Annotated in this window: 30 protein-coding genes; 14 read left to right on the top strand and 16 right to left on the bottom strand. The window is 57.8% G+C overall.

The window, feature by feature from the left end; all coding sequences use genetic code 11:
* Positions 1-33 precede the first annotated feature (33 nt).
* The 3 genes from Q4G72_RS01845 to Q4G72_RS01835 form a co-directional block, all read right to left on the bottom strand.
* Entirely contained in the window at positions 34-1,263 is a 1,230-nt protein-coding gene (locus tag Q4G72_RS01845) for an ABC transporter permease (protein ID WP_054414534.1), read from the bottom strand.
* A gap of 86 nt (positions 1,264-1,349) precedes the next feature.
* Positions 1,350-2,159 (bottom strand): class I SAM-dependent methyltransferase, encoded by an 810-nt coding sequence (locus tag Q4G72_RS01840; RefSeq protein WP_303309731.1) that lies wholly within the window; start codon positions 2,157-2,159, stop codon positions 1,350-1,352.
* 114 nt (positions 2,160-2,273) lie between these two features.
* Positions 2,274-2,702 (bottom strand): ribosome-binding factor A, encoded by a 429-nt coding sequence (locus Q4G72_RS01835; RefSeq protein WP_303309730.1) that lies wholly within the window; start codon positions 2,700-2,702, stop codon positions 2,274-2,276.
* A 171-nt stretch (positions 2,703-2,873) separates the two neighbouring features.
* On the opposite strand from Q4G72_RS01835, the gene Q4G72_RS01830 reads away from it, so the two are divergent.
* Positions 2,874-4,286, top strand: coding sequence for a hypothetical protein (locus Q4G72_RS01830; protein ID WP_303309729.1), 1,413 nt, complete (start codon positions 2,874-2,876; stop codon positions 4,284-4,286).
* Between the two features lie 95 nt (positions 4,287-4,381).
* Here Q4G72_RS01830 and rpiB read toward each other — a convergent pair whose 3' ends face one another.
* The 6 genes from rpiB to Q4G72_RS01800 form a co-directional block, all read right to left on the bottom strand.
* The gene (gene rpiB, locus Q4G72_RS01825; protein ID WP_303309728.1) at positions 4,382-4,810 is read right to left on the bottom strand and encodes a ribose 5-phosphate isomerase B; all 429 of its coding nucleotides are present in this window, start codon (positions 4,808-4,810) and stop codon (positions 4,382-4,384) included.
* Positions 4,811-4,844: 34 nt separating this feature from the next.
* Complete coding sequence (gene tatC / locus Q4G72_RS01820; protein WP_368408958.1) at positions 4,845-5,762, bottom strand: twin-arginine translocase subunit TatC; 918 nt, start codon at positions 5,760-5,762, stop codon at positions 4,845-4,847.
* Between the two features lie 73 nt (positions 5,763-5,835).
* Complete coding sequence (gene glyA / locus Q4G72_RS01815; RefSeq protein WP_303309727.1) at positions 5,836-7,128, bottom strand: serine hydroxymethyltransferase; 1,293 nt, start codon at positions 7,126-7,128, stop codon at positions 5,836-5,838.
* Between the two features lie 63 nt (positions 7,129-7,191).
* Positions 7,192-7,896: a metallophosphoesterase family protein gene (locus Q4G72_RS01810; RefSeq protein WP_303309726.1), complete on the bottom strand. Its 705-nt coding sequence runs from the start codon at positions 7,894-7,896 to the stop codon at positions 7,192-7,194.
* 128 nt (positions 7,897-8,024) lie between these two features.
* Positions 8,025-8,246, bottom strand: a complete 222-nt coding sequence (locus Q4G72_RS01805; RefSeq protein WP_303309725.1) for a hypothetical protein — start codon at positions 8,244-8,246, stop codon at positions 8,025-8,027.
* A gap of 75 nt (positions 8,247-8,321) precedes the next feature.
* Complete coding sequence (locus Q4G72_RS01800) at positions 8,322-8,825, bottom strand: hypothetical protein (protein WP_303309724.1); 504 nt, start codon at positions 8,823-8,825, stop codon at positions 8,322-8,324.
* Between the two features lie 118 nt (positions 8,826-8,943).
* On the opposite strand from Q4G72_RS01800, the gene ybiA reads away from it, so the two are divergent.
* Positions 8,944-9,510: a riboflavin biosynthesis intermediates N-glycosidase gene (ybiA, locus tag Q4G72_RS01795; protein WP_303309723.1), complete on the top strand. Its 567-nt coding sequence runs from the start codon at positions 8,944-8,946 to the stop codon at positions 9,508-9,510.
* Here the strand turns inward: ybiA and Q4G72_RS01790 are convergent.
* Complete coding sequence (locus tag Q4G72_RS01790) at positions 9,507-9,764, bottom strand: hypothetical protein (RefSeq protein ID WP_303309722.1); 258 nt, start codon at positions 9,762-9,764, stop codon at positions 9,507-9,509. The two genes, ybiA and Q4G72_RS01790, sit on opposite strands and share 4 nt — an antisense overlap.
* 118 nt (positions 9,765-9,882) lie before the next feature.
* Between Q4G72_RS01790 and Q4G72_RS01785 the strand changes: the two genes are divergently transcribed.
* The 8 genes from Q4G72_RS01785 (at position 9,883) to Q4G72_RS01750 (ending at position 15,857) form a co-directional block, all read left to right on the top strand.
* Positions 9,883-10,137, top strand: a complete 255-nt coding sequence (locus tag Q4G72_RS01785; RefSeq protein WP_303309721.1) for a 4a-hydroxytetrahydrobiopterin dehydratase — start codon at positions 9,883-9,885, stop codon at positions 10,135-10,137.
* 74 nt (positions 10,138-10,211) lie between these two features.
* Positions 10,212-10,946, top strand: coding sequence for a 16S rRNA (cytidine(1402)-2'-O)-methyltransferase (gene rsmI, locus Q4G72_RS01780; protein WP_303309720.1), 735 nt, complete (start codon positions 10,212-10,214; stop codon positions 10,944-10,946).
* Positions 10,936-12,612, top strand: coding sequence for an apolipoprotein N-acyltransferase (gene lnt / locus Q4G72_RS01775; protein WP_303309719.1), 1,677 nt, complete (start codon positions 10,936-10,938; stop codon positions 12,610-12,612). The genes rsmI and lnt overlap by 11 nt, the downstream gene beginning before the upstream one ends.
* Positions 12,609-12,959 (top strand): hypothetical protein, encoded by a 351-nt coding sequence (locus tag Q4G72_RS01770; RefSeq protein ID WP_303309718.1) that lies wholly within the window; start codon positions 12,609-12,611, stop codon positions 12,957-12,959. The genes lnt and Q4G72_RS01770 overlap by 4 nt, the downstream gene beginning before the upstream one ends.
* Positions 12,956-13,783 (top strand): inositol monophosphatase family protein, encoded by an 828-nt coding sequence (locus Q4G72_RS01765; RefSeq protein WP_303309717.1) that lies wholly within the window; start codon positions 12,956-12,958, stop codon positions 13,781-13,783. Before Q4G72_RS01770 ends, Q4G72_RS01765 begins: the two co-directional genes overlap by 4 nt.
* A gap of 34 nt (positions 13,784-13,817) precedes the next feature.
* Positions 13,818-14,015 carry a FeoB-associated Cys-rich membrane protein gene (locus Q4G72_RS01760; protein ID WP_303309716.1) on the top strand — a complete coding sequence of 66 codons (198 nt, stop codon included), beginning with the start codon at positions 13,818-13,820 and terminating at the stop codon, positions 14,013-14,015.
* Between the two features lie 116 nt (positions 14,016-14,131).
* A complete protein-coding gene (locus Q4G72_RS01755; protein ID WP_303309715.1) occupies positions 14,132-14,473 on the top strand; it encodes a hypothetical protein in 342 nt (113 codons plus the stop codon).
* Positions 14,474-14,561: 88 nt separating this feature from the next.
* Complete coding sequence (locus Q4G72_RS01750) at positions 14,562-15,857, top strand: erythromycin esterase family protein (protein ID WP_303309714.1); 1,296 nt, start codon at positions 14,562-14,564, stop codon at positions 15,855-15,857.
* A gap of 36 nt (positions 15,858-15,893) precedes the next feature.
* Here the strand turns inward: Q4G72_RS01750 and Q4G72_RS01745 are convergent, their stop codons facing one another.
* The 4 genes from Q4G72_RS01745 to radA form a co-directional block, all read right to left on the bottom strand.
* On the bottom strand, positions 15,894-16,766 hold the full coding sequence (locus tag Q4G72_RS01745; RefSeq protein WP_303309713.1) for a mechanosensitive ion channel family protein: 873 nt from the start codon (positions 16,764-16,766) through the stop codon (positions 15,894-15,896).
* A 73-nt stretch (positions 16,767-16,839) separates the two neighbouring features.
* Positions 16,840-17,859 (bottom strand): SPASM domain-containing protein, encoded by a 1,020-nt coding sequence (locus tag Q4G72_RS01740; RefSeq protein ID WP_303309712.1) that lies wholly within the window; start codon positions 17,857-17,859, stop codon positions 16,840-16,842.
* A gap of 177 nt (positions 17,860-18,036) precedes the next feature.
* A complete protein-coding gene (locus Q4G72_RS01735) occupies positions 18,037-19,488 on the bottom strand; it encodes a TlpA family protein disulfide reductase (RefSeq protein ID WP_303309711.1) in 1,452 nt (483 codons plus the stop codon).
* 211 nt (positions 19,489-19,699) lie between these two features.
* Positions 19,700-21,085 (bottom strand): DNA repair protein RadA, encoded by a 1,386-nt coding sequence (radA, locus tag Q4G72_RS01730; RefSeq protein ID WP_303309710.1) that lies wholly within the window; start codon positions 21,083-21,085, stop codon positions 19,700-19,702.
* 219 nt (positions 21,086-21,304) lie between these two features.
* Between radA and Q4G72_RS01725 the strand changes: the two genes are divergently transcribed.
* The 4 genes from Q4G72_RS01725 (at position 21,305) to Q4G72_RS01710 (ending at position 24,256) form a co-directional block, all read left to right on the top strand.
* Complete coding sequence (locus Q4G72_RS01725) at positions 21,305-22,132, top strand: metallophosphoesterase family protein (RefSeq protein WP_303309709.1); 828 nt, start codon at positions 21,305-21,307, stop codon at positions 22,130-22,132.
* Complete coding sequence (locus Q4G72_RS01720) at positions 22,132-22,746, top strand: hypothetical protein (protein ID WP_303309708.1); 615 nt, start codon at positions 22,132-22,134, stop codon at positions 22,744-22,746. Before Q4G72_RS01725 ends, Q4G72_RS01720 begins: the two co-directional genes overlap by 1 nt.
* 117 nt (positions 22,747-22,863) lie before the next feature.
* The gene (locus Q4G72_RS01715) at positions 22,864-23,676 is read left to right on the top strand and encodes a metallophosphoesterase family protein (RefSeq protein ID WP_303309707.1); all 813 of its coding nucleotides are present in this window, start codon (positions 22,864-22,866) and stop codon (positions 23,674-23,676) included.
* Positions 23,660-24,256, top strand: coding sequence for a hypothetical protein (locus Q4G72_RS01710; RefSeq protein WP_303309706.1), 597 nt, complete (start codon positions 23,660-23,662; stop codon positions 24,254-24,256). The genes Q4G72_RS01715 and Q4G72_RS01710 overlap by 17 nt, the downstream gene beginning before the upstream one ends.
* On the opposite strand, the gene Q4G72_RS01705 is transcribed toward Q4G72_RS01710, so the two are convergent.
* Together Q4G72_RS01705 and Q4G72_RS01700 are read right to left on the bottom strand one after the other, a co-directional pair.
* A complete protein-coding gene (locus Q4G72_RS01705) occupies positions 24,246-25,652 on the bottom strand; it encodes a lysophospholipid acyltransferase family protein (RefSeq protein ID WP_303309705.1) in 1,407 nt (468 codons plus the stop codon). The genes Q4G72_RS01710 and Q4G72_RS01705 overlap by 11 nt on opposite strands.
* Before the next feature lie 226 nt (positions 25,653-25,878).
* A complete protein-coding gene (locus tag Q4G72_RS01700) occupies positions 25,879-26,952 on the bottom strand; it encodes a chorismate mutase (protein WP_303309704.1) in 1,074 nt (357 codons plus the stop codon).
* Positions 26,953-26,981 lie beyond the last annotated feature (29 nt).

Here is a 26,981-nt window from a genome sequence, read left to right as displayed (position 1 = left end):
AGTAGACAAGAAGGTTACATGTTTGCGGCAGAATTAGAGGTTGTCTCTGATATCCAGCTTGGAGGCGCTAAGCGCCGGCCGGATAGAAACAACAATGGTGATGATAATGATTGCAACGCCGGTCCACACAATATCAGAGAGTTGCATCTTCACGGGGTAGGAATCGACCACGCTGGTGGCCATACCCATAGATACCAGATGAAAAGTTTGCTGCAGCCAGCAAATGGTTACCCCAATCACCAGGCCGGTAATAGCGCCTACCTGCGCCACAATAGCCCCTTCAAACAGGAAAATATTCCGAATGGTGCGCTGGCCGGCCCCCATAGCCTGCAGAATAGCTACGTCCTTGCGCTTGTCAATGACCAGCATCGACAAGGAGAAGAAGATATTTAGCGAGGCAATGAGCAGAATAAAGGCGAAGGTGATGAACACAAACATCTTCTCCACTTTAATGGCCTTCAGCAGGCTTACGTGCTGCTCATCAGAATCCAGCACCGAGAATTTAGGCCCCAGTAGCTCCTTCACCTCGCCCTTTACCTCTTCAATAGTGCGGCTCTGGCTTACTTTCACCTCCAGGCTGGTGCGCTTGTCTCCGTAGTTCAGCAGCTTCTGCGCAAAATTCAGGGGCACGAAAACGTAGCTGTCGTCGATGTTCTGCTCGATGAGGAACACGCCGCCGGCCAGAATGGGCAGCTCGTTGAACGCATTTTCCGGGTTGAAGGAAAGGGTGCGCTTGCCGGTATTGCGCGGGTACAGCAGCGTGAGGGGCGCCAGGCGGTTATCCAGAGCTATGCTTAGCTCATGCTGCACGCCGGCACCAATGAGGGCATACTCGCCGCCTTCTTTTTCCAGGCGGTGGTCGCCCTGCACCAGGGCCGAGTCGATGTTGCTTTGGGCGAAGAAGTTGTCGCTCACGCCCTTCATCTTCACCACCATCTGCCGGTCGTGGTAGCGCAGCAGGGCATTATCCTCAATTACTTCCGTTACCAGGGCCACGCCCGGCATGGCGCGCAGGCGCGTGAGCAGCGGCGCATCTACCTCAAACGACTTGCCCTTGAGGGCGGTAATCTTCAGATCGGGGTCGGATTTGCCGTAGAGCGAGCGTACCAGGTCCTCCAGCCCATTGAACACCGACAGCACAATGATAAGCGCCATAGTGCCCACGGCCACTCCAACCATGGAAATATTGGAGATAATGCTGATGATGTTGCGCTTCTTCTTGGAAGAAAAATAACGCCGGGCAATGAGCAAAGCGACGTTCATGCAGGGCGGAAATCAGGCGAAAGAAGAAAGGACAGAGGTAGTGGGCAAGATACGTTACTCCCGCTAAGCAGGCGGTGCACCAGGCTTTATTTCCAGGCTTTTACAATGAGACCGGTACCGGAATCATGCCGGGTATTGGCATCAAACCAGTTCAGAATCAGGCAAACAGGGAACGTTAGGAGGTAGTAGAAAGGAAGCACCAGGAAAAACAGGCGCGACTTGCCCAGCATCAGAATGGGGTACTTCATGCTCAGGCGCCAGGAAACCTGGCCCGGCTCGCCGTAGCTGTAGCGGGCCTCAATACGCTCAAAACCCGCGGTGCGCAGCTTCTGCTGAATCTCGTGTATGTTGTAGCCGTCGCGCACGTGCTCCTCAATAAAGGAGGTTTCGTCGTCGGCGTGCACGTCGGAGCCGCCCTGGTCAGAGGGGGTCGAAATCAGCAGCATGCCGCCGTCCTTGAGGGAGGCGTGGATGTTGCGGAATACTTCCACATCTTCCAGAATGTGCTCCATCACGTCCACCGAAAGGGCCAGGTCGAAGGTATTCGGCTCGCGGTACAGCACCAGGTCCTGCACGGCAAACTGCACCTGCGGCCGATTGATTTGCCGGAAAAACCGGTTGGAGTCGGCTACCTGCTCTTCCTTTACATCCACGGCCAGAATCGTCCAGAGCTTGCTCAGCCCCGATAGCCAGTAAGTATACTGCCCGTAGCCCGAGCCCGCATCCAAAATCACGAGAGGTTCCTGCTGGCGGCCTTTCGCCCACTGGCGCAGCTCCCTATGCACGTGCCAGGTACGCAGCAGCAGCAAATCAAGCAGGTGATAAAACAGGCGGCGGAGCCAGGGCGTGCGGTTAAATACTTCGCCCAGGGTGCGTTTAATCGGGTCGTAATGCAAGGGGTTGTCCGTTGGCAGTTGATATTCTGGCGTTATCCGTAGCCCGTTTGTGCATCGGCCGGTGGAGAAATTTTCAACCGGCCGCTGACCACTTCATTACGGGCAATGGATAACCTACTCCTCGTCCTCGTCGGCGAAAAGCTTCGGGCGCTTGGGGTTAGTCTGGTGTTCGGTATCGTCTTCCGATGGCGGCGGAGGAATGCTCAATTCCCCCAGTACCTTATCGATGTGAGCGGCATAAGCCGCGCTGTCATCCAGGAAGAAGACCAGCTCGGGAATGACGCGCACCTGTTTGCGGATGCGCTTGGCCAGGGCCTGGCGAATGGCTTTGTTGTTGTCGCGCACCTGGGCCAGGGTTTCCTCGCCGCTGTTGGCCAGCAGGCTGCTCAGGTAAATGCGGGCTACGCCTAAGTCAGGCGACACGCGCACGGTGCTGATGCCCGGAGCCAGGCTGGGAAACAGGTGGGGCAGGTCGCGCTGCAAGACGGAGGCCAGCTCCTGCTGTAAGAGGCTGGCAAATTTCTGTTGTCGTTTACTTTCCATACGTTAGAAAAACAAAGGTACGGGTTTCGGGGCTTCTGAAACTGATAGATATGCCCCGCATCTATTGGCCGGCTACGGCCGAAGTGCGCGGCCGGCGTGCTACTTTTGAGGACGGCCCGCCCGGCGTAGGTACCTGGCGGCCGTATTCATCGGTTTGTTGCTTTCTGCTCCTTGTTAGGTTTCTTCAAAAGTACGCTTCTTACGCGGCTGGCAGCCCTGCTGCTGCTTATTCTGGGGCTGCGGCTGCCCCTGCTGCTATTAGGTTTGCCAGTAACGCCCTCCGAGCTCCACTCCCTGCTGGTAGGGGAGCGAATTCATGCTGGCGCCATTCCTTACCGTGACCTGTACGACAGCATGGCCCCGCTGGTCACCATATTCATGGGTCTGTTGGATACCGTGGCCTCGCGCCCCGTATGGCTGTACCGGCTTCTGGCCCTCGCGGCACTGGTGGCACAGGCTCTGCGCCTTAACTTTGTGCTCAACCGAAGCGGCGTACACCCGGAGCGGGGCTATTTGGCTGCCCTTACCTACTTGCTGCTGGGCAGCATCACCACCGACCTGGACACGCTTTCCCCATTACTGCTGGGGCAAACCGGCGTTGTGTATGCCCTAAGTGCCCTGCTCCCCACCCTACGGGAAGGCTACGATAACCGCCGCCTGTTCCGGGCCGGGTTTCTAATTGGTATGGCCGCCCTGGCCTTTCTGCCCCTGGCGCTGTTTCTGCTGGTGGGTCTGTTTGCCGTTATCATCTTTGCCGCCAACTCTTTCCGCAGCTTTCTGCTGCTGGTGTGCGGCTTTTTGTTTCCGTATGCAGTGGTAGGCACCCTTTGCCTGTATGCCGATGCCTTACCGAGCTTTAACCAGTTTCATTTGCGACCCATGCTCTATGGGCTGGCTGCGGCGCAGGAGGGGCTGCCCCGCGAGTTGCAGCTTAAGCTGCTGATTGTGCCAGGAGCCGTGCTTGTGCTTTCCCTGCTGCGCACATTTACAACCCCGCTGGGGCTGGTTTTTCAGGTGAAGTTTCAGCAGCTGATGCTGAGTTGGCTGCTGGTGGCGCTGGGCATTCTGCTACTGACGCGCGGCACCGCTCCCGGCAGCCTGGCGCTGCTGCTGCCTCCAACTGCCTATTTCAGCTTATTCCTGTGGCAGAAAAGTCCTCGCCCCTGGCTTACTAATCTGCTGTTGTTGGTACTGATTGGGGTAGTTGCTACTGTACGCTACCGGAGCCAGTTGCACCTAGCTGAGGTGTTGCAGCTGCCCAGTGAGACCAGCTATGCGGTGCGCCCCAACCCCACCTACGCTGCCCTGCACAACCAACCGCTGCTGGTGCTGGGCCCCGACCGAAGCCCCTACCTGCAGAACCCGCTGGCCACTCCCTACCTCGACTGGGACCTGTCGCAAATCGATTTTGGCCACCTGAATGAGTATGCTGCTGTAGTGCGGCTTACGCGCAACATGGCCACCAGCCCGCCCCGCTATATCCTTGACCAAAAGGGGCTGATGCCGGAACTGCAATACAAAGCCCCCCATGTGTTTGGGCGCTACCAGCTTACGGCCACGCCCCGGCTATATCAGCGGAAATAAGCCAAAGCCCCCGGCATCATACTAGTATGATGCCGGGGGCTTTGGCTTATCGGCGGCCGCTAAATCAGGTTAAAGGCCCAATTCTCATTGCTGCATTAGCAGTTGATTTTATTTACCCGCGTCTGGTGGCGGCCACCTTCAAAGGCCGTGTTCAGAAACTCACTGACAATGGCACGGGCCTGCTCCTCGCTAATGAAACGGGCTGGGATGCAGATAACATTGGCATCATTATGCTGGCGAGCCAGCCGGGAAATTTCAGGTTCCCAGGCAATGGCTGCCCGCACGCCCCGGTGCTTATTGGCCGTAATGGCCACCCCGTTTGCGGAGCCGCAGACCAAAATACCCTGCTTAAACTCGCCCTCCTCCACAGCACTGGCCAGCGGGTGCACAAAGTCAGGGTAATCTACGGAGTCAGCAGAATAGGTCCCGAAGTCTTCTACCTCGTAGCCGTTATCACGCAGCCACGAAAGCAGCATTTGCTTGTACTCAAAGCCGGCGTGGTCGGAGCCGATGGCAAGGTTCATAGCGAAAGTCAGAAAGGAAGGTGAAGACAGGAAATCAGGCTACTCCCTGGTTTTCAGCCAGCTTGGCATTAAGGCGGGCGGTATCATTGCGGCGCACCACGCGGGCAATGTTAATGCTTAGCTCATAAAGCAGCAGAATGGGAATAGTAACGATAATCTGCGCCGAAACATCGGGTGGCGTGATAATAGCCGCTACCACCAGAATCACCACAATAGCATGTTTGCGGTATACCCGCATGATTTCGGGCGTAATCAACCCGGCTTTCGCCAGGAAGAACACAATCATGGGCAGCTCAAACACAAAGGCACAGGACATAGACATGGTAGTGAGCGTGGAGATATAGCTCTGCATGTCAATCTGGTTTTCAATGGTAGGATCTACCACGTAGCCCGCCAGGAAGTTGATGCTGAGGGGCGCGGCAATGTAATACCCAAAGAGCAGCCCGAGCATAAACAGCACAGATACGAAGAACACTGCCCCCTGGGAGTTATTCCGCTCGTGCGGGTACAGGCCGGGCTTGATAAAGCGCCACAGCTCCCAGAATAAATACGGGAACCCCAGCACCAGCCCCACCATAAAGGAGGTACTGATATGCATGGTAAGCTGCCCGCTCATCTCCCGGTTCTGAATCACAAACCCGATTTTATCGATGCACAGGTCGGGGGCTCCTACCCAGGCTCCAAACTTGCAGAACATACGGTACGTCCAGAAATCGGGGCGCGAGGGGCCCAGAATCAGGTCGTGAAACAGAAAATCCTTAGCGAAAAAAGCAGCGGTAGTGAAAACCACTACCGCAATAGCGGCCCGGATGATGTGCCACCGCAAGGCCTCCAGGTGGTCGATGAAGGACATTTCGTGCTGGTCGCCCAACGTCTGTCCCGGTTGTAATTGAGGCTGATTCACTGAAAAAAGGAAATTCTGAATAAGGAATGACTGGCCGTGTGCAGACATAAACGAAGGAAAGTCAGGAGCGGGTTTACCCCTCTCCCTTTTCCTGCCTCGCTTAGCTAGCCATCCAGCTCAGCTAAGCAAACAGCGGAAACTGCTGCATCCACTCATTTATCTGCCGGCGCACCTGCCCCAGGTGGGTATCATTGTCGTGGTGCATCAGCACATCATCAATAAACTCCACAATACGGCTCATATCGGCCTCTTTCAGGCCGCGGGTAGTAACGGCGGCCGAGCCGATCCGCATGCCGCTGGTCACAAAGGGCGACTTATCATCAAAGGGCACCATGTTTTTGTTGATGGTGATATCGGCCTTGACGAGCGTGTTTTCCGCCAGCTTGCCCGTGAGGCCTTTGCTACGCAGATCAATCAGCATCAGGTGGTTATCGGTGCCACCGGAGATAATCTGATAACCACGGTCTACAAAGCCTTTGGCCAAAGCCTGAGCGTTGCGGATTACTTGTTGGGTGTAGTCAGTGTACGCATCGGACAGACACTCGCCGAAGGCTACGGCCTTAGCACCAATAACGTGCTCCAGCGGGCCACCCTGCGTGCCGGGGAATACGCCCGAGTCCAGCAAGGCCGACATCATGCGAATGTCGCCTTTTGGTGTTTTCAGGCCGAAGGGGTTTTCGAAGTCCTTGCCCAGCATAATGAGGCCGCCGCGCGGGCCGCGCAGGGTTTTATGCGTGGTGGTGGTTACAATGTGGCAGTGCTCGAAGGGGTTATTCAGCAAGCCCTTGGCAATGAGGCCGGAGGGGTGCGAAATATCGGCCAGCAGCAGCGCGCCTACCTCATCGGCTGCTTCGCGCAGGGCTTTGTAGTCCCAGTCGCGGGAGTACGCCGAGGCCCCACAGATGATGAGCTTGGGCTGCTCGCGCTTGGCGGTTTCTTTTACCTTCTGCCAGTCGATGAGGCCGGTTTCGGGCTCTACACCATAGAAAGACGGCTTGTAGAGCTTACCGGAAAAGTTTACCGGCGAGCCATGCGTGAGGTGGCCACCGTGGGAAAGGTCGAAACCCAGGATTTTGTCGCCGGGCTGCAGCACCGCCAGCATTACGGCGGCATTGGCCTGCGCGCCGGAGTGCGGCTGCACGTTCACCCACTCCACGCCAAACAGCTCCTTGGCCCGATCAATGGCCAGCTGCTCAATCTGGTCAACGATTTCGCAGCCGCCGTAGTAGCGCTTGCCGGGCAGGCCCTCGGCGTATTTGTTGGTCAGAATAGAGCCCTGCGCCTGCATCACCTGCTCCGAAACATAGTTCTCGGAGGCAATCAGCTCGATGCCATGCGTCTGACGTTCTTTTTCCTGACAGATTAAATCAAAGATAACCGTGTCTCGGGCAATGATGGGGGCGTGGGTTTCCATAGGTTCAAAGGTACGGCGGGGGTTGGGAACTGCCAACTGGGTGGTGGCTACGAGCTAAACGGGCTACGACGCCCGTTTGGCAATGGTGTAAGGCACTTCACAGTTAGGCACCGTGTGTAGCGTAAGGGTATCCAGGTTCAGCACGCTGAGGTGGGCAAGTTCCGGGTTGTGGCGGTAAACGCAGCCGGTGTCCAGGTTCAGCGCCCCGGCCTTCACTTCTATCCGCCGCCGCACTTCTGCTACGGGCGTGGGCACATGGCCGTGCACCAGCCGCTTGCCCTGCAGGCGGGAGGCATCAAAGGTGAATTGCTTGATATTCATCATGGTATGATGGTCCTGGCGCATGCGCTCCGGCGGCTCGCGAAAATCGAAGCCCGCGTGTACCAGCACAAAGTCTGGCAGCTCGAATTCGTAAGGCAGCGCGTCGAGCCAGTGCAGATAGACTGCCGGGATATCAGCGGCTGTGGCGGCGCCAAAGCTGCTGAGGGTCAGTTCCCGGTCGGCGGCGGAGGCCCAGGTTTTTCCTATGTGGCCGTGCGCGGCATCCAACAGCTCCTGGTCGTGGTTGCCACGCAGGCAGTGCACCTCTAACCCGCGGGCCCGCAGTTGCATGAGGTAGTCGAGCACACCTTTGCTGTCGGGGCCTTTGTTCACGTAGTCGCCCAGCACATAGAGCTCGTCGCGGGGCGAAAACAGAACGACTTCTTCCAGGGCGCGGCGCAGGGTGCGCAGGCAGCCATGCACATCAGTGGTAACAAAGCGGGCCATAGCAGTTGAGGGCAAGGTTAACGAACGACTTTCAGGTAGCGGGCGTAGTGTCTGGGCCGGTAGTATAGGCAAAAAAAGCACTGCCCGGCGGGGCAGTGCTTGTATGTAGGCGTTACGTAAGCCGACGGCTAATGTCCGCCGCCGTAGGCGGGTTTGTCGATATCGGGCTTGTCGAGGTTGCGGTTGGGATGACGCTGAGGCGCATCGGCGGCTTCCTGTTCCAACCGATCCTCCAAATCTGGATCCAGCTGATTTACCGGCAAGGACTCAGCTTTGGGCTGGCCGGCGCCGGCGGGGTTGCCGTGGTTCTCCTTCGACTGCTGGTTGGTGCTATTGCTCTTATAAGGCATGGCGCGTTTCCGTTAAAAGTGAATAAAAAAAGCCCGGCTCCGCACCCGCAGTGGGTGCGGAGCCGGGAGAAATCTTTACTGATCAATAGCCGTATCGGTGGCGTTGGGGTCAGTCAGGTCGGCATTAGTGCCTTGGCGGGCGAGGTCGGCGTTGGTTCCGGTGGGGCGGGGCTCCATCTGGTCCATGCCCACGCGGGAGTTGGGGTTCTGCATTTCGTCGCGGCCGGGACGGGCGTCGTCGGCATCCAGCTCATCTACCGGCCGGCGCGATTCCAGCTCGGGGTCATCGTCAGCGGGAACATCCTGGTTGGGCCGGTCGGGGCGGAAAGCATCGGTGGTGCGGATGTTATCCGCTGGCGGCTCGGTTTTATCGGCATTCTCATTCACGGAAAGCGACGTGCTGCCACTGCCGCTGTCGGTGCCAAAGCCTTCTTTGCCGTCGCGGTTGCCGAAGCCTCCGCGGGCATCTTCGTTTTTAGGTGGGTTTGCCCCGGGAATGATATGGCCGGCAGCCAGCTCTTCATCGGTGGTATCGTCGTTTATAACGCGTATGGGGCGGTTGTTGTGGTCGGTTGCCATAGAAAGATCAGCAGGTGGAATGGGAATTCATTCAAGAAAGTGTACTGTGGTTTTCGTAATTAGGTTTAGGTTTGAAGAGAGGTGGCCCCCGAACCCAACGCCGCCTTCATTTTCCTTTATGGCTGCTGCTCTTGCCTCTGTTCGCTCCATCGAATCACTATTAGATTACATCAGGCAGGGGCAGCCCGTGAAGTACCTTTTTTTCTGGGGGCATACCGGAAGACCCGGAGCTGCCGTGGGCAAAGAGTGCTTTAGTCAGTGGTATCGGGCGCCCTTCACTCTAGATGGCCATACCTACGCTACCACCGAGCACTACATGATGGCCGAAAAAGCGCGACTGTTTCAGGATGAAGCTACCCGACAAGCCATCTTGGGCGCCTCTCATCCTCATGAAGCCAAAACCCTGGGCCGCCAAGTACAAAATTTTGAGGAAGGGCCTTGGGATGCCGCCCGCTTTGAAATAGTAGTGCAAGGAAACTTGGCCAAATTCAGCCAGCATCCGGCGTTACGCACATTCCTTTTGGATACAGGCCAGCGGGTGTTAGTGGAAGCCAGCCCGGTAGACGCTATATGGGGTATTGGGCTGGCGCAGGATCATCCGCAGGCAGCTAACCCCGCCGAGTGGCCCGGCCTTAACCTGCTGGGCTTTGCCCTGATGGAAGTTCGGGCCCAGCTCAGCCGCTAGCGCATAATCTTGCCCCGCAAATCCCAATGGCTGTGCGTTACCTCCTGGCTGCCGGGCTTGCGCTTGATGGTGCGCGTATACCGCTCGCCGGCAATAGCGCCATCGGGCCGGCGCTTACCGAAGAACAGCGTGACCGGCTCGCCGTACTCATTGGTAATAAAGGTGATGTCGTAGCCTTTAAACACGTCATCAATCCGGGAAGAAGGCTCGTAGACTTTACTAAGCTTTTGATCTAACAAACGGTGCAAGGGCATAGAAAGCGTAGATTACGGTGTCCGGATTTTTACGAGGCCCATTGGCTGCGGGTATAGGATAGCCCGTATTTTAAACACTACTTCCGGCTCTCCTTCCACCCTTCCCTCTGCCCTGTTTATGTGGACTGAACAAGACAACGCCCTCACCCGCACGTTTCGATTCAAAGACTTCCAAACGGCCTTCAGCTTCATGACCGATGTAGCCGAGGAAGCCGAGTACCAGAACCACCATCCTTGGTGGAGCAATGAGTATAACGTGGTTACGTTCCGGCTCCGCACCCACGACGCTGGCAACATCGTGACGGAAAAAGACCGGCAACTGGCCGCCGCTATTGATAAGCTGGCCGAGGAATATAAAGGCACTCCTGCTTAGCATCGGGCGGCCCTGGCGTAAGTAGTCCGCCCACGGCGCAAAGCCCTAGCTACCCCCTCCGTACCTTTGCCTTTATGTCTGATACGCCTACCGTTCTGTACCTGGTTCCTACGCCCATCGGCAACCTGGAGGATATTACCCTCCGGGCCATTCGCATTCTGGGTGAGGTAGACACCGTACTGGCCGAAGATACCCGCACCAGCGGCCGCCTGATGCAACACCTGGGCCTGAAAAAGCCCATGCTCAGCTACCACCTCCACAACGAACACCAGCAGGTGCAGCGCCTGCTGGAAAAGCTGGAAAAAGGCGAGCGAATGGCCCTGGTATCGGATGCCGGCACCCCCGGAATTTCTGACCCGGGCTTTTTGTTGGTGCGCGAGTGCCTGGCCCGGGGCCTGAAGGTGGAGTGCCTGCCGGGCGCCACAGCCTTTGTGCCCGCCCTGCTGAAATCCGGGTTCGGAGCCGAACGGTTCACGTTTGAAGGCTTTCTGCCGGTAAAAAAAGGCCGCCAGACCCGCCTCAAAGAACTAGCCGCCGAAACCCGCACTATGATTTTTTACGAGTCGCCGCACCGGATTGTAAAAACGCTGGAGCAGCTGGCTGAAGTGCTGGGTCCGGAGCGCCCCGCCTCCGTGAGCCGGGAGCTGACCAAACTGTTTGAGGAAACCGTGACGGCTCCCCTAGCTGAGCTGGCCGCCGAGTTTGCGGGCCGCTCCGCCATCAAAGGCGAAATTGTGCTGGTGGTGCAGGGCCTGAAGGAGGAACGCATCAAAGAAGACCGTTATAAAGAAGACCATCGTGCCGAATAACCCTACCCTTGCTCCTGCTCCCGCTGCCCTTGCGCCGTCGGCCGTAACTGGCTGGGCCTATTGGCTGCCCAGCTTGCTAGCTTTTTTGAGCGCCGGCCTGCTGTGGCTGGGCTGGCCGGTGCACCCCGCCGCCCTGGCCCTGTTGCTGCTGGTGGCCTGGGTACCCTACCTGCGTATGGAGCAGTTGCTGGTGCAGCGCGGCGCAAGCGGCTGGAAGGTGTGGCGCTACACATACCTGGTGCTAGTTCTCTGGAATGCCTTCACCACTTACTGGGTAAGCTACAGCACGTTGGGCGGCGGCATCACGGCCGTAGTCTGCAATGCGTTGATGATGAGTGCGCCGGTTATGGCGTTCTACCACACCAAGAAGCGCCTCGGCCCTACGTTGGGCTATCTTTCTCTACCGGTTTACTGGATTGCCTTCGAGCAATTACACCTGCACTGGTTTCTCACCTGGCCCTGGCTGACGCTGGGCAACGGCTTTGCGCAGGCCAATCAGTGGGTGCAGTGGTACGAGTACACCGGCTTTCTGGGCGGCTCCGTTTGGATCTGGGCCGTGAACATCCTGGTATTCTGGGCTTGGTTTGGCCGTGATGGTGTAGCTCCCTGGACCTTTGGGCAGGGCCGTTTCCGCTGGGCGTGGCCGGTCTTAGCTATTATCCTCCCTATTAGCCTGTCGTCCATTATCGGCCGCAGCTACCAGGAAAAAGGCGCTACCGCTGAGGTGCTGGTCATTCAGCCTAACGTAGACCCCTACAACGAGAAGTTTGAGAGCGGGGCCAACTTCATTTCCTACGACGAGCAGCTCATGCGCCTGCTCACCCTCACCGAGAAAAACCTAACCCCGCAAACCAGGCTGGTGCTGTGGCCCGAAACCTCCCTCGATGAAACTTACTTCGAGGATTCTTTCGATGGCAACCTGAAAATTCAGCGCATCCGGCAGTGGCTCGGTCAGCACCCCGGCGTAGAGCTGGTGACGGGCCTGACTAGCGTGGGCCGCTACCGCTCCAAGGAAGAAGCCAGCTCCACGGCCCGCTTCCGCGAGGACCTGGGCTACTACGATATCTTCAACGCGGCCGTGCATTTCCCCGGGCCTGTCGGCCCGCCGGAGTTCTACCACAAGTCGCGGCTGGTGCCGGGCGTGGAGGGCGTGCCTCATTGGTTGTCCGCCTTTGTTATTGATTTGGGCGGCACGGCCGGCGGCCTGGGCTCGCAGCCCGAGCGTACCGTGTACCAGACCAAAACGCCCAATCTGCGCCTGGCCCCCGTTATCTGCTACGAGTCAGTGTACGGCGACTTTGTGGGCGAATACGTGAAAGGCGGCGCTACGCTTATTGGCATTATCACCAACGACGGCTGGTGGTCCGACTCACCCGGCCATTTGCAGCACCTGCAGTACGCCACGCTGCGCGCCATCGAAACTCGCCGCGACATTGCCCGCTCCGCCAATACCGGCATATCGGGCTTCATCAACCAGAAAGGTGAAATCACCCAGCAAACCGGCTGGTGGGTGCAGGCCGTGAGCCGCGCCACCGTGCACCTAAACGAGGAGCTGACGTTCTACGTCCGCTACGGCGAGCTGATTGGCCCGGCCTGTCAGGTGCTGGCGGTATTGCTGTTGGTCTTCACGCTGGTGCGCGCCCTCAACCGGCGCTTTGCCTCATGAGAAAAATAGCCCAAGTGGCAGCGCCAACGTCGGAAGTAGTGCGGCTAATGATTCATGCCGATGGAGACAATGGCGTTTACTTATTTGGCTATAACACGCTAGAGGACAGCGGCTCTTTATGGGACTATTGGTTTGAAAAAGTCGCCGATGCGGAAGCTACTGCTAAAGAATATGGAGTGACATCCTCTGACTGGCAATTCATTGCAGACCCGTTAGAGGATTGTCAGCAGGATTGGATAACGCCAGTCCGCGTAAAGGGGCGGGCAGAAAACCAGCCGCAGTGGGGCCAGTTTGAAAAGCTTGTAAACAACGAATGGGGAGCCTTTTCACCCACACAAAAACTATGATTGATTTCAACCAACTTAGCCTCCAAGTAGCCGAGGTAGCCCGCCGGGCCGGCCAGTTCATTCATCAGGAAGCCGCCACCTTCGACCGGGGCCGCATCCAGCACAAAGGCCTGCACGATATGGTCTCCTACGTAGATCAGGAAGCGGAAAAGCTGCTGGTTGCTGGCTTGCGGGAGCTACTGCCTGAGGCTGGCTTCATTACTGAGGAAGGCACCACCGGCGGCAGCAGCCAGGCCACCAGCGCCGGCACCGAGCTGACCTGGATTATTGACCCCCTGGACGGCACTACTAACTTCATCCACGGCCTGCCTATCTACTCTGTGAGCGTTGCTTTGATGCAAGGCGCTGAGTTGGTGATTGGGGTGATTTACGAAGTCAATCAAAAGGAATGCTTCCGGGCCGTGCGCGGCGGCGGGGCCTTCTGCAATGAGCAGCCCATCCGGGTTTCCACCACCCAGGACCTGAACCACTCCCTCATTGCCACGGGCTTCCCCTACAGCAACTTCAACCGCATCGACACCTACTTACCCATCCTGAAGGAGTTTATGCGCCGCACCAACGGTGTGCGCCGCGTAGGCTCCGCCGCCATCGACCTGGCATGGGTAGCTGCTGGCCGCTTTGATGGGTATTTCGAGTTCAACATTAACTCATACGACGTAGCTGCCGGTATTCTGCTGGTGCGCGAGGCGGGCGGCCACGTCACGCAGTTCCTACACGACGGTGACCCCATCTTCGGACGGGAAGTAGTAGCCTCCAATACCGCCGTCCACGCCGAGATGCAGGAGGTAATTGGGGAATACTGGCCGGCGCACACGCCTGCCTAAACTTTTTCTTTGGCTTCGTAGTTTTGTGACCATCATGTGGATACAATACCTCATCATAGCCCTGCTTTTTGCCGGCGCCGCCTTTTATGTAGGCCGCATCTTCTGGCGCGCCTTCTTCGATAAAACCGCTCAGGGTTGCGCCAAAGGATGCGGCAGCGCCTGCTCGGTTATTGATGTAGACCGCCTGCAAAAAACCATTGAGGCCGCGGCCAGCCGCCAGGCGGCCCGGTAACAGCCGACTACCCTAGATTTAAAACAACCTGTCCCCGCATTGGCTACGTATAGCCGATGCGGGGATTTTCTTTTCCCTTCGCTTTTGCTCTCCCTACATACCAAACGCCCTTTCCCATGCAAGACAAAGAAGAAGAACGGTCCCTCATCAACGTGGAAAAACGCCTCAACAGTGAAGGCTTTACCGCCGACTTCCGCGTAACCGATGGCCGGCTGCACACGATTAGTGAAGAATCTGCTAAAAGCTATGCCCCCGACCAGGTAACCATTGTAGACTTTTACCGCTTTGAGGGCGAAAGCAACCCCGATGATATGTCTATTCTGTACGCCCTGGAAACCTCCGATGGTGTGCGCGGCACTATTTCCTCCGCTTACGGCACCTACGGCGACACCGACGCCCTAGAATTCCTGAAGCAGGTAGAAGATCTGGGCAAAAACCTGGACAAGAGCCACAAATAAGCTCGTCAGCCTAGTCTGATGTCTGACCGAGTGCGCTGCAACCCCGTTGCAGCGCACTTGCTTGTTTCCGCCCCAGTCAACCTCAACCATGAAGACTCTCCTCCCTACCCATCCGCTGCATTCCACCGCCAACCTAGACCCTTTGCTGGAAGCCGTTGGTGATGCCCGTATTGTGCTGCTGGGGGAGGCCTCCCATGGAACGCATGAGTATTACACTTGGCGCACTGCCCTGAGCAAGCGGCTTATCAAGGAAAAAGGCTTTCAGTTTATTGCCGTGGAAGGTGACTGGCCTGACTGCTTTGAGGTGAATGCGGCCATTAAGCAGGACGAAGTAACCTACGGCTCGGCCTCCCGCCTGCTCCAGACCTTTAACCGCTGGCCCACCTGGATGTGGGGCAACTGGGAAATTTCGGCGCTGGTGGATTGGCTGCACCAGTTCAACCGCAAGGTTCCTGCGGAGCAGCGCATTGGCTTTTACGGGCTGGATGTGTACAGCCTCTGGGACTCCTTGCAGGAGATTATGCGGTACGTGGAAAAGCAGGGCGACGGCGCGGTAGAGGCCGCGCACCGGGCGTTCCGCTGCTTTGAGCCTTTCGGCAACGACCCGCAGGAATACGCCGAGTCCGTAGCCTATGTGCGCCAGGACTGCGAGGATGAAGTGACGGAAATGCTGCAGGCCCTGCGCAAGCAGATTTCGGCACAGACCCCTGGTGGCCTGCTGGCCCGGGAGCAGAAATTCAACGCTGAGCAGAATGCGCTGGTGGCTGTGAATGCCGAGCGCTACTACCGCGCCATGATTCAGGGCGGCTCGGCCTCCTGGAACGTGCGCGACCAGCACATGATGGAAACCCTCACCCGCCTGCTTGACCTGCACGGCCCCGACAGCAAAGCCATTATCTGGGAGCACAACACGCACATCGGGGACGCGCGCTATACCGATATGCCCCGCGACGGCTCCGTGAACGTAGGCCAGCTGGCCCGTGAGAAGTATGGCCGCAACAAGGTGTTTGCCGTGGGCTTTGGCTCCTACCAGGGCTCCGTAGTGGCGGGTAAAAAGTGGGGCGCTACTCCGGAAAAAATGCCTGTGCCCGAGGCCCCGGCGGGCTCCTGGGAAAATCTGCTGCACCAGCAGCTTAACGGCGAAAATGCCTTGCTGTTATCGGCGGAGCTAAGCCCGCTGCCTATTCTGCAGCAGCCCATTGGTCACCGGGCTATTGGCGTAGTATACCGCCCGCAGTTTGAGCGGTTTGGCAACTATGTGCCCTCCATCCTGCCGGAGCGTTACGACGCGTTTCTGTTCCTGGATAAAACCAAAGCCCTGCACCCGCTGCCCATCCACGCCGACGAGCACACGCCCCCAGACCTCTATCCCTGGGTATACTAAACGATTAGCGCGCAGCCAAAGCTGCGCGCTAATCGTTTACTGCTGGGCCGTTTTCTTTTCCTTGGAGGCGGCCGCCGAACTGCTGTCGGGCCCGGCCAGGGAAATATCGGCCTCGTCAAAGGCCCGCTTCAGGGCAATAATGGCGTCGCTTTTGGCCCCTACGTATTCAATCTGCTTGGAGTGCAGAATCCAAAAGCGCAGCTGAAAGGTGACAGCATCATTGGTGAAGGCGGTAAACATGAGCTGCACTGGTTTGTCCGGCGCCAAATGCGGCAATTGAGAAATAGCTTCCAGAGCTACCTGGCGCACGTGTTCCAGGTCGGAGTCGTGCCGTACGCCGCCATCAATATCCACGCGGCGGAAACGGTTGGCCGAGAAGTTAATCAGGGCATTCTCAAACACGCTTTTGTTGGGCACACGCACTAACTCCCCTGTTACCTGCCGGATTTCCACGGTGCGGAGGCTGATGTGCTCTACCACCCCAAAAAAGGTAGTAGTCTGCACCGTATCTCCCACATTAAAGGGCCGCTGAATGGCAATGATAACGCCGGCAATGAAGTTGGCGGCAATGTCCTGAAAGGCAAAGCCCAGGGCCAGGCCAATAATCCCGACGCCCGCCAGCAGGGAGGTAACGGTTTTATCCAGGTTCAGAATACCCAGCACAAAGAATACGCCCAGCAGCAGCGTAACCAGGTAGGCTACTGCCGATACTAAATCGTTGATAGCCTCGCTGTGCGAAACCCGCTTCAGCACATCGGCCACCAGCCGGCGCACCAGCCGCGCTACAAAAAAGGTGATAACTAAAACAACGGCCCCAATCAGCACATTGGGCAACAGCATCACACCCTGGCGAAACCAGGAAAGCAGCTTTGTCCCTAACAGGGAAAAAGCCTTGTTTACTTCAAGCATACGGTGGTTCAGACAGTTCTATCCGCCCTCATACGAAGCAGCGCGGCAAAAAGTGGCAGCCGGCCGGCAAGAATCAGCCCCACACGCGCGTACCTTCAGTGCAGTTGCGGCACATCTCAATCTGGTCACGCCCCTTCAGTAATGAGGCACGGAACTGTTGGTATTTGGGGCCGTGCCACAGGCCCCGGAAGGTTTGCTGCTGCAGGTCACCGAGGCGGTACTCGGCGTCTTTATCAAAGCAGCAGGGCACCACCAGCCCGTCCCAGGTAATCACGCAGCTGTGCCACATTTTCCAGCAGTGATTCAGCAGCTTGTTCTTGATGCTCCAGGTGCCGTTGTTGTTCTCGTAGCGGGAATAGTAGTCGATAGTGGGGATGAGCGGGGAGCCTTGGGCGTAGTCGTAGATCTGGGCGGTTTTAAACCACACGTCATCCACGCCCAAATCTTTGGCCAGCGCTTTGGCATCTTCCATTTGATGCTCGTTGGGGCGCACTACCAGAAACTGAAACACTACTCGCGGCGTGGTCGATTTCAGCTCTTTGCGCCACTTGATAATGTTCTTCGTGCCTTCCAGCACCTTGTCCAGCTTACCGCCCACGCGGTATTGCTGATAGACCTCCTGTGTGGTGCCATCCAGGGAGATAATCAGCCGGTCGAGGCCGGACTCCACGGTGCGACGGGCGTTCTGGTCGTTGAGGTAGTGGGCGTTGGTGCTGGTGGCCGTGTAAATGCCTTTATCGGCGGCGTATTTCACCAACTCCAGGAAATGTGGGTGCAGATAAGGCTCGCCCTGAAAGTAGAAAATCAGGTACCAGAGCCGGGAGGCTACCTCATCAATGGTGCGCTTGAACAGGTCATCGGGTAGCATGCCGGTGGGGCGCGTGAAGGAACGCAGCCCGCTGGGGCACTCCGGGCAGCGCAGGTTGCAGCTGGTGGTGGGCTCAAAGGAAAGCGCCAGCGGCAGCCCCCAGTGCCGGGCCTTGCCCGTAAGCTTGCTCAGGGCATAGCCGCCCACTACCTGCGCCGTATTCAGCGCACGGCGCGGGGTCAGCTTCGACAGGAAATTCAGGCCATCAAGAACGGTGGAGCGCATAGGCGGGTAAAGGTCGGGAATGCAGCGCAAAGCCGGGCCACTCCGTTTTCAGCCCTCATAACCCTTACCAGCTGCCGAAGGTTATGGGCACAAGACCCGGACCTTCTGAAATACGGATTATAAAAAACGCCTTCCAACTACGTCGGAAGGCGTTTGCGGAGGCCCGATGGCCAACCGTTATTTCTTGATTTCAGCAGTGCTGGTGTATAGCGCGGCCTTACCAAAAGACTCCTTGATTTCCTCTACGGCAGCGTGGCTACTGAGGCGTTTAGGCTTGGTATTCAGGAAGGTACCATCCTCCGCCAGCAGCATGTAGCTGGGCACGTTATCCAAAGCGTAGGCGCGGGCCAGGGCCGAGCGCAGACCGCCGGAAGCACGCACGTGCACGCCGGGCAGCTTCTTGCTAACTACCAGCTGGCGCCAGGCCGGCTCGTTTTCATCAAAGGCAATATTGAGGAACACAATGTTTTTGCCTTCAAACTTCTTAGCCAGGTCTTGTGCATAGGGCAAATCCCGCAGACACAGGCCGCTGGTGGTTTTCCAGAAATTGATATACACCAGCTTGCCGGCAAAGCTGCGCAGGGAAACGGAGTCCCCCTTAGCAGTAACCAGCTTGAAATCAGGTGCCTGCGCCCCAATGGAAAAGGACTTGTGCGCATCAAAATCGGCCTGAAGGGCGGGCAGATACTTGCCCGACTCCGGCAGCGAGCGGAAGTCGCTGAGCATGGCCTGAGAAAGTTTGATGTGGCCGAAGCGGAATGACTCCTGCATGATGCGCCCCAGTACCAGCGGCCGGGCAGCACCAGAAAGCTTCTCTTTAGCCAGCTCGTAGCACACCTGGTAAAAATCAGGGTCGGAGCGCTGGTGGCTCTGGCTCTGTGCCTCGTAGTGAATATAGTTGAGCAGGAACTCCTGATACATTTCGTTCTGCACCGCCGAGGCCTCATTAATCAGCTTCGGCTCCTTCAGGAAATCATAATAAGTAGGCGACATTTTCAGGCGCCCTTCGGTGGCTACTACCTGCTCACGCAGGTCCTGGAAAGTCAGCCGGTCGTTGGCATAGGTATAGGCAATTTCGGCCTTTACGTAGTTGATGAAGGCTTGCGACAGACCTTCTTCATTTTCCTCCAGAAATTTATCTTCTGCCTTCCGGCGGTAGCTCAGAAAATCCAGGAAGCCGGGCTCGTAAAGCATGATATTTTCCGGCAGCACCTGAAAACCATCATTTTCCACAAACCGCTCATCCATTTCCGAGAGGAAGGTGTTGGCCTCCGCCCCTTTGCCTTTAAAGCGGATGGAGCCCGCCATATCGGACCCTTTAAACTTGATTTCTAACGCATTGCCGGGCTCTACAAACAGCGCTGTTACATCGTCACCGTACACCAGGTCGGCGCGGGTGGGGCCGTCAACTTTCAGAGCCAGCCGGAACTCGCCTTTGCTGTCGACGCGGGCGTAGGTCAGCTGCTCATTGGCCTGCAAGGGATTATCGCGCACCGAAATGGCAATGGTATCACTGCTTTGGTTGCTGATTTTACCGGTGAGCGTGACGGTGCCCTGGGCCCAGCTAGCCAGCGGCGCCAGAAGCGCCGCTACCAAACAGCTGGCAGCTATGCGGAAGGAGAATGCCATTAGAACGTATATCGGGGTAGTACGGCGCTTACAACAAGGAGCTTAAACTGAACTTTCCCGCGAATCTGCCCAGGCCCGGATGGCACACTCTCTGATTTTTCGCGGGAAAAGTCAATTTAGATACCGAAGATAAGGCATTTGGGTTGAGAAAGTCCTATCAGCAATGTCACTTTTTTTGTAACCTCTTGCCTACGCGGCTGTTTGCCGGTTTTTACCCAAATAAACCACTGAGCACCTCATCCAGACGTCCCACCGGGTGCACGCGGATGCCGAATCGGCCCAGATCAAGCCCCCGGGCATTAAACTGGGAGATATACATTTCCCCAAAGCCTAGCTTTTCCGCTTCGGACAGACGCTGATCCAGCCGGCTCACCGCCCGGATTTCGCCGCTCAGCCCTACCTCAGCTGCCAGACAGGTCTCGCCGGACAGCGGAATATCATTCAGCGAGGAAACTACGGCCGCGCATACGGCCAGGTCCAGGGCAGGGTCGTCGAGGCGCAGGCCGCCGGCAATGTTCAGGAACACGTCGTGCTGACCCAGGCGCAGACCGCTGCGCTTCTCCAGCACGGCCAGCAGCATCTGCAGGCGCTTGGCATCAAAGCCGGTGCTGCTGCGCTGGGGCGTGCCGTAGGTGGCGGGCGTTACCAGAGCCTGCACTTCTACCAGGAGCGGGCGGTTGCCTTCCAGCGTTGCCCCAATGGCCATGCCACTCAGCGTCTCGGTGCGCTGCGAAAGCAGAATTTCCGAGGGGTTGCTCACCTGCCGCAGTCCTGAGCCCTGCATCTCATAAATACCCAGCTCCGAAGTAGATCCGAAGCGGTTTTTGATGGTGCGTAGAATGCGGTACGAGAGGTGCCGGTCGCCCTCAAACTGCAGCACAGTATCTACCATGTGCTCCAGAATCTTGGGGCCGGCAATGGAGCCGTCTTTGGTGATGTGGCCGATGAGCAAGACTGGTACGCCGGTTTCCTTGGCGTATTTCAGCAGCTCCTGGGTGCACTCCCGCACCTGGCTCACGGAGCCCGCCCCCGACTCTACCAGCCCCGAATGCAGCGTTTGAATGGAGTCGATGACCACGATGTTGGGCTGCAGCTGGTCTATCTGCTTGAAGATATTCTGGGTGTTAGTTTCGGTAAGGATATAGCAGCCTGGGTGCTGGTCGCCGATGAGGCGCTCGGCGCGCATCTTAATCTGCTGCTCACTTTCCTCGCCCGACACATACAGCACTTTCAGCTGCCGCAGCTGCATGGCAATTTGCAGCATCAGGGTGCTTTTGCCGATGCCGGGCTCGCCGCCGATGAGCACCAGGGAGCCGGGCACTAAGCCACCACCCAGCACACGGTTTAGCTCGCCATCGTGGGTAATGATGCGGGGCTCTTCTTCATAATGTATCTCACTGACGGGGCGCGGCTTGGATACTTTGGTGGTACTGGCAGCGGCCGGGGTTTTCCAGGAGCCGGCCGCCTGGGTGTCTTCTTTCTGCACCACTTCCTCCACGTAGGTATTCCACTCGCCGCAGGAGGGGCAGCGGCCAATCCACTTCACGGATTGCGCTCCGCAGTTCTGGCAGAAATAAAGGGTCTTTAGTTTGGCCATTCGGGAAAGCTCAAGGGGAAATAACAAGAATGCGCAGCAGGGCAAAAAAGTTTGACAAGAAACACCTTTTACCGGCAGCCTAGAAAGCCGCGGCCAAAGCACCTCCTACCAAATTACCAGGGCCCCAAACTACCCGTGCCGGTAGTTGTTCGTATAAGTCCTGGTCTGGTTTTTCAGCGGGGCGAGTAGCGCTTTTGTTTTGGCTCTTGAGGCGCAATTATGACATCTTTCTTCTCTACTTTTTCTATTCGATTTCTTCTGGGCACCCTGCTCCTTTCCCTGGCCGGCTGTGAGTGGGTGGAGTTCAGTCCCAACGACCACCGGGCTCCGGCCGAAGAAAGCCACCTCACGCGCAAAAACCTGGCGCGCCTGGAGCAGCAAACCCTGCCACCCGGCGACACGCTGCGGTTTGTTTTTACCGGCGACTCCCAGCGTTTTTATGAGCAGGCCGATGATTTTGTGGAAAGCGTAAACCAACAGCCGGGCATTTCCTTCGTGATGGTGGCCGGGGATATTTCCGATTTCGGCCTGAGCCGCGAAATGCGCTGGGTAAATGAAAAGCTGAGCAAGCTGCGCGTGCCCTATCTCACCGTCATCGGCAACCACGACCAGGTAGCCAACGGCCGTGCCGCCTACCAGGAAATATTCGGCCCCCTGAACTACACGTTTACTTACGCCGGCACCCGCTTTATCATGACGGATACCAACGGGCGCGAGTACAACTTCAATGGCCGCATTCCGGATGTGCCCTGGGTAGAGCAGCAGCTGGCTGATACGGTGGGCGTGCAGCGCCAGGTGGTGATGTCGCACGTACCTCCGGAAGACCCCGACTTTGATCCGACCCTGCGCCCGGCCTATACAGCTGCATTGCGCAACGCCCCGCGGCTGGTATTTGAGCTGAATGGCCACCGCCACGATTTCCATATTGGCCAGCCCTTTGATGATGGCGTGACCTATATCAACTCCTTCGCTTTTGAGAAACGCCAGTATGTAGTACTCACGGTGTGGGGCCAGAAGCAGTTCCGCCTTAAAACAATTGCTTTCTGATGCGGGCGCTGTTCTTGTTTTTGCTGCTGGCCGTGCCGCTGGGCTCCCTGGCTACCCCGGTCGCGCCCCCCGATTCGGCGGGTGCGCCTACTGCCAAACACTGGTTTCACCCGCGCCATTTGCTGTTGCAAACCGGGGGGGGCATTGGCATGGTGGCCGCCGGCGCCGGCTACAGCTACTGGCATAAGCGGGTCAGCACAGATGTTTTGGTGGGTTACGTGCCGAAACGGCACGCTGGCTCTAAGCTCACCATTGTAACGCTGAAAGCATCTTACTCGCCGGTGCGCCTGCCACTGACGGCGGATTGGCAGCTGACACCCCTGACGGTGGGTGCCTATGGCAGCTATACTATTGGCTTGCAAAACCCAGGCGAACCGAACCAGTATCCCGATGACTACTACTGGTTTTCGCGCACGCTGCGCTACGGCCCGTTGCTGGGCAGCAGTATTGCCTACACGGCCTGGCCCACCTCGTCAGACCATAGCCGCTCCCTGGCTTTCTATTATGAACTGGGTACGAATGACTTATACCTGCACAGCTACCTCACCAACCGCCATAGCCTGCGGCCGTCCCAGCTTCTAACGCTGGCTATCGGCCTGAAAATGAATTTATAACGATCCGGATAATCCGGTGGGTCTGAATTGGTTTAGCGAGTTCTGCCGGCTATTTATCCCGCGCCGGCAGCATCCCGGGCTAGAGATATGCGCAGTAGCAGTCAACATGTAAGAAGAGTGGGCGGAGCGCTGGTGGCCGGTAGCTGGCTGATGGGGTGCAGCCTGCTGGAATCCAGCCCCAACCAAGCCTATGCACCAGCCGATGAGCAGTACCAGACCAGCCGCAACTTAGCCCGACTGGCTGCCCAGCCCCCTTCCCACCACGGCGACACGGTGCGTTTTGTATTGGTAGGCGACTCGCAGCGGTTTTATGATGAAACGGAAGACTTCGTGGCCAGCGTAAACCAGCAGCCGCGCATCGACTTTGTGGCTATTGCCGGGGACATTTCTGATTTCGGGCTGGGGCGTGAAATGCACTGGATACACCGTCGGCTGCAAAAGCTGCACGTACCCTACCTCACCGTCATCGGCAACCACGATGAGCTGGGCAACGGCCGCGCGGCTTATCAGAAACATTTTGGTCCGCTGAATTACTCGTTTGTATATCAAGGCACGCGCTTTATCTGCCTGGATACCAATGGCCGCGAGTATGGCTTTAACGGCCGCGTCCCCGACCTGGAATGGCTCGGGCAGCAACTGGCGGATACCACCGGCATTGCCCGCACCGTGGTCATCAGCCATGTGCCGCCTAACGATGCTGATTTTGACCCTAAGCTGGTGCAACCCTACACCCAACTGCTGCGCCGCCACCCGCAAGTGGCCCTGCACCTGGGCGCGCACATTCACCGCTTCACGGCCGGGCAGCCCTTTCATGATGGGCTTACCTACCTCACGGCTTATCCCCTGAAGAAGCGGCGCTACCATGTTCTGACCTTGTGGGGACAACGCTACTTCCGTTTAGAAACTATCAGCTATGCTAAGGTGCGCTAAAGCCGGTGCCCTGGCGGCCGCCCTGTTTCCCCTGCTGGCCCAGGCCCAGGAGCCTATACCCGGCGCGGGTCCGTTTTTTCTCACGGTGCAGATAGGCGGCGGCATTGGCACGGTGGCCGTGGGCGGCGGCTACCGGCTGGCCCGGCAGCAGCTGGAGCCCGAGGTGCTGGTAGGCTTTGTACCGCGGCGGCTGGCCGGTGGGCCGGCCCTGGGCATTATCACGCTCAAAACCACTTATATACCCTTCTCCCCCAAGCTGGGGCAGCACCTGCGGGTAAGTCCGCTTACGGTGGGCGGCATGTTGAACTACACCTTGGGCCGGCGCTTTTTTCTCACCAGTCAGTCTACCGGCCGCTATCCTACTAAAGGATACTACTGGTGGTCCTCGGCTGTGCGGGTGGGGGCTTTTGTAGGGCCGCGTCTTACGTATGTGGGCGCGGCAGCGCAGGGCTGGCGGCGGACCAGTGCCTATGCTGAGCTCAGCACCAATGACTTGTACCTGGTGAGTCTGCTTTCCAACAAAACCTTAAGCCCGGCAGAAATCCTGACCCTGGGTCTGGGCGCTAAAATCAGCCGGTAGTAGCCTCGCCTTTCTGACTGGCTTTAGCAGCCAGATACGCCACCCGGGCTTCGTTCAGCAGCTGCATAATAGCGTTACGCTGCTGTAGTAGCGCTTCCATGGCCGGCCGCTGCCGCCGAAAAAGCTGCAAGGCCCGCAGGCGCCGTACCCGGCTTGCCAGATTTCCCCAGTAGTTCAGGGCAAAAAAGCCCGCCGGGGCCAGGCTCAGGGCGTAGAGGGTGGTCCAGCGCCAGTCCTGCGTGAAGTGGTGCACCAGCGCCGTTTGGGCCATGTACCCCAGGCTGAAGGTGAGCATGCCCGTGACCATCATAATGGGTGCCAGAAAGGCTATATCCTGCGTGGCCCGGCGCGCAATCAGCGAGGGAATGATGTAGGGAATGTAGTTATTAATGACCCCGTACAGGTACAGCGGCAGCCCCAGAATAAGGCGGACGGCCGTGGTGGCGGCGCGGGAAAAGCGGGTACCTTTATTCTGCTGCCCGGCTTCCAGCGCTTCATCGGTAAGCTTGAAGTTGTGCAGTTGGGACAGATACGTGGTCAGTTGCCGGCGCACTTCCGTGAGGTGGGCGGGCGCGTGCTGCTCGAAATAGAGAATGGCCTGCTGCAGCGTGCGGCTCAGCTGGAAGTTGTCGTAGAGTGTGGTGGGGTCGTCATCGGGGTTGAGATGGTCGCCGAAGGTGCGCTCCACCTGCCGGGCCAGCGCGTCCTCGGCGGCGTCGCGGGTAATGACGAGGCGCACTTCCATACGGAGCCGAATTTCCTCCGTCAGCTGGTCGGCGGCGGCCACGGGGTCCTGATGGTAAGCATCGGCATAATCTGCCACCCGAATAGGCTGGCCCACATTGATGAAGACATCGGAGCGGAAACGCTGGGGGTCGAAATAGTTAATACCCAGCGGCAGCACGTGCAGTCCCAGCTGAAAGTTATAGCGGGCCTCGGTGCCCAGCGCAATGCGGGCTGCCCCGGTTTTCAGCGGCCGTAGCTTACGCTCTGATACGCTGGTGCCTTCCGGAAAAATCATCACCGTGCCGCCCTGGCCCAGATAATCAAAGCACCGGCCGAAGGAGGCTTCGTTGCGGGCGGCTACTTCCTCCGGACTGGCGCCGCCTTCTCCGGTTTCGGCATCCTGCCGGCGGTAAATGGGAATGGAGTTGCCGGACTCCATAATACGCCGCAGGATGGGGTTTTGAAAGAAAGTGCTCTTCGCCAGAAAGGCTATGGGCTCCCGGCGGTTTACGGCTACCACCAAAGGGTCCATCAGCGTGTTGGGATGGTTGCCGGTAATCATCAACGGGCCCGGCATTTGCAGCCGCTGTGGATTACGGACTTCGAGCTTACGAAAAAACACGCGCAGTGCTACCTGCACCAGCGGTTTCATAACGGTATAAAAGAGCATAGGCCCAAGTACGGCAAATCCCCATCAGCAACAAGCAACCGTGAAAACGGCGGCTTTCACTCTCTCTTTCAGCTCCCTCAAAAACAGTTGTCATCCTGAGCTTTGCGAAGGACCTTCTCACGGCTAAACGACAAGCGTAATAGCGACTTGTGCTTACGGCAGAAGGTCCTTCGCAAAGCTCAGGATGACAGGAGAAGTGTGAGTGATTTATGACAAGAGAGGCGCTTTATTCCCGATTCATCACGGCGTTTTGGCGGTTGATGGATTCCAGGTGCACAGCGGCGAAATACTGCTCTACAAACTCCGGCGTAAGGCCCACGGACGTGCCCTGACGCTGGGCGCGCTCCAGTACCTCATTCCAGCGGCTGGTTTGCAGAATAGTAATATCATTTTCCTTTTTGTACTCCCCTATTTTCTCGGCTACACCCATGCGGCGACCCAGCAGCTGAATAATTTCAGCATCGAGCTGGTTAATTTGCTCGCGCAGGCTGGCCAGGGCCGTCAGGAACTCGCGCTGATTAGTGGTTTCGTGGCGCCACACCAGGTCCTGAATCATGTCCTTTAGCACCTCGGGAGTAATCTGCTGCTTGGCGTCGCTCCAGGCCGCGTCGGGGTCCTGGTGGCTTTCAATCATGTTGCCATCGAAGCCCAGATTGAGGGCCTGCTGGGCCACGGCGAAGAGCGTATCGCGGCGGCCGCAGATGTGGCTGGGGTCGCAAAGCAGCGGCATTTCCGGATGGCGCCGCTTCATTTCGATGGGCAGGTGCCACATGGGCGCGTTGCGGTAGTCGGTGTTGCCGTAGCTGCTGAAGCCGCGGTGAATCAGGCCCACTTTTTCCAGCCCGGCCTTTTGCAGGCGCTCCACGGCACCCACCCACAGTTCCAGCTCCGGGTGAATGGGGTTTTTGACCAGCACCGGTACCTGCACGCCGCGCAGCACATTGGCAATTTCCTGCACCGAAAACGGATTGCCGGTGGTGCGGGCGCCCACCCACAGAATATCCACGCCGAAAGCCAGGCAGTCTTCCACGTGCTTGGCGGTGGCCACTTCCACGGCAATGGGAAGGCCGGTCAGCTCACTGGCTTTCTTGAGCCAGGGTAGTCCTTTGGTACCCACGCCCTCGAAGCCGCCGGGCTTGGTGCGGGGTTTCCAGATGCCGGCGCGCAGGGCCTGCACCTTGCCGGTGGCGGCCAGGCGCTGGCAGGTATCCAGGACCTGCTCTTCGGTTTCGGCGGAGCAGGGCCCGGAAATCAGGTAAGGCTTATCGTCGGGCTGGCGGTTGAAAAGGGCAGATTGCATGATGTATGGCTGTTTTAAGTTTTTGCGGG

It is taken from the genome of Hymenobacter sp. BT730, assembly GCF_030542105.1.
In the GTDB taxonomy this organism is placed as follows: Bacteria; Bacteroidota; Bacteroidia; order Cytophagales; family Hymenobacteraceae; genus Hymenobacter.
This window is presented reverse-complemented; position numbering and strand designations above follow the sequence as displayed.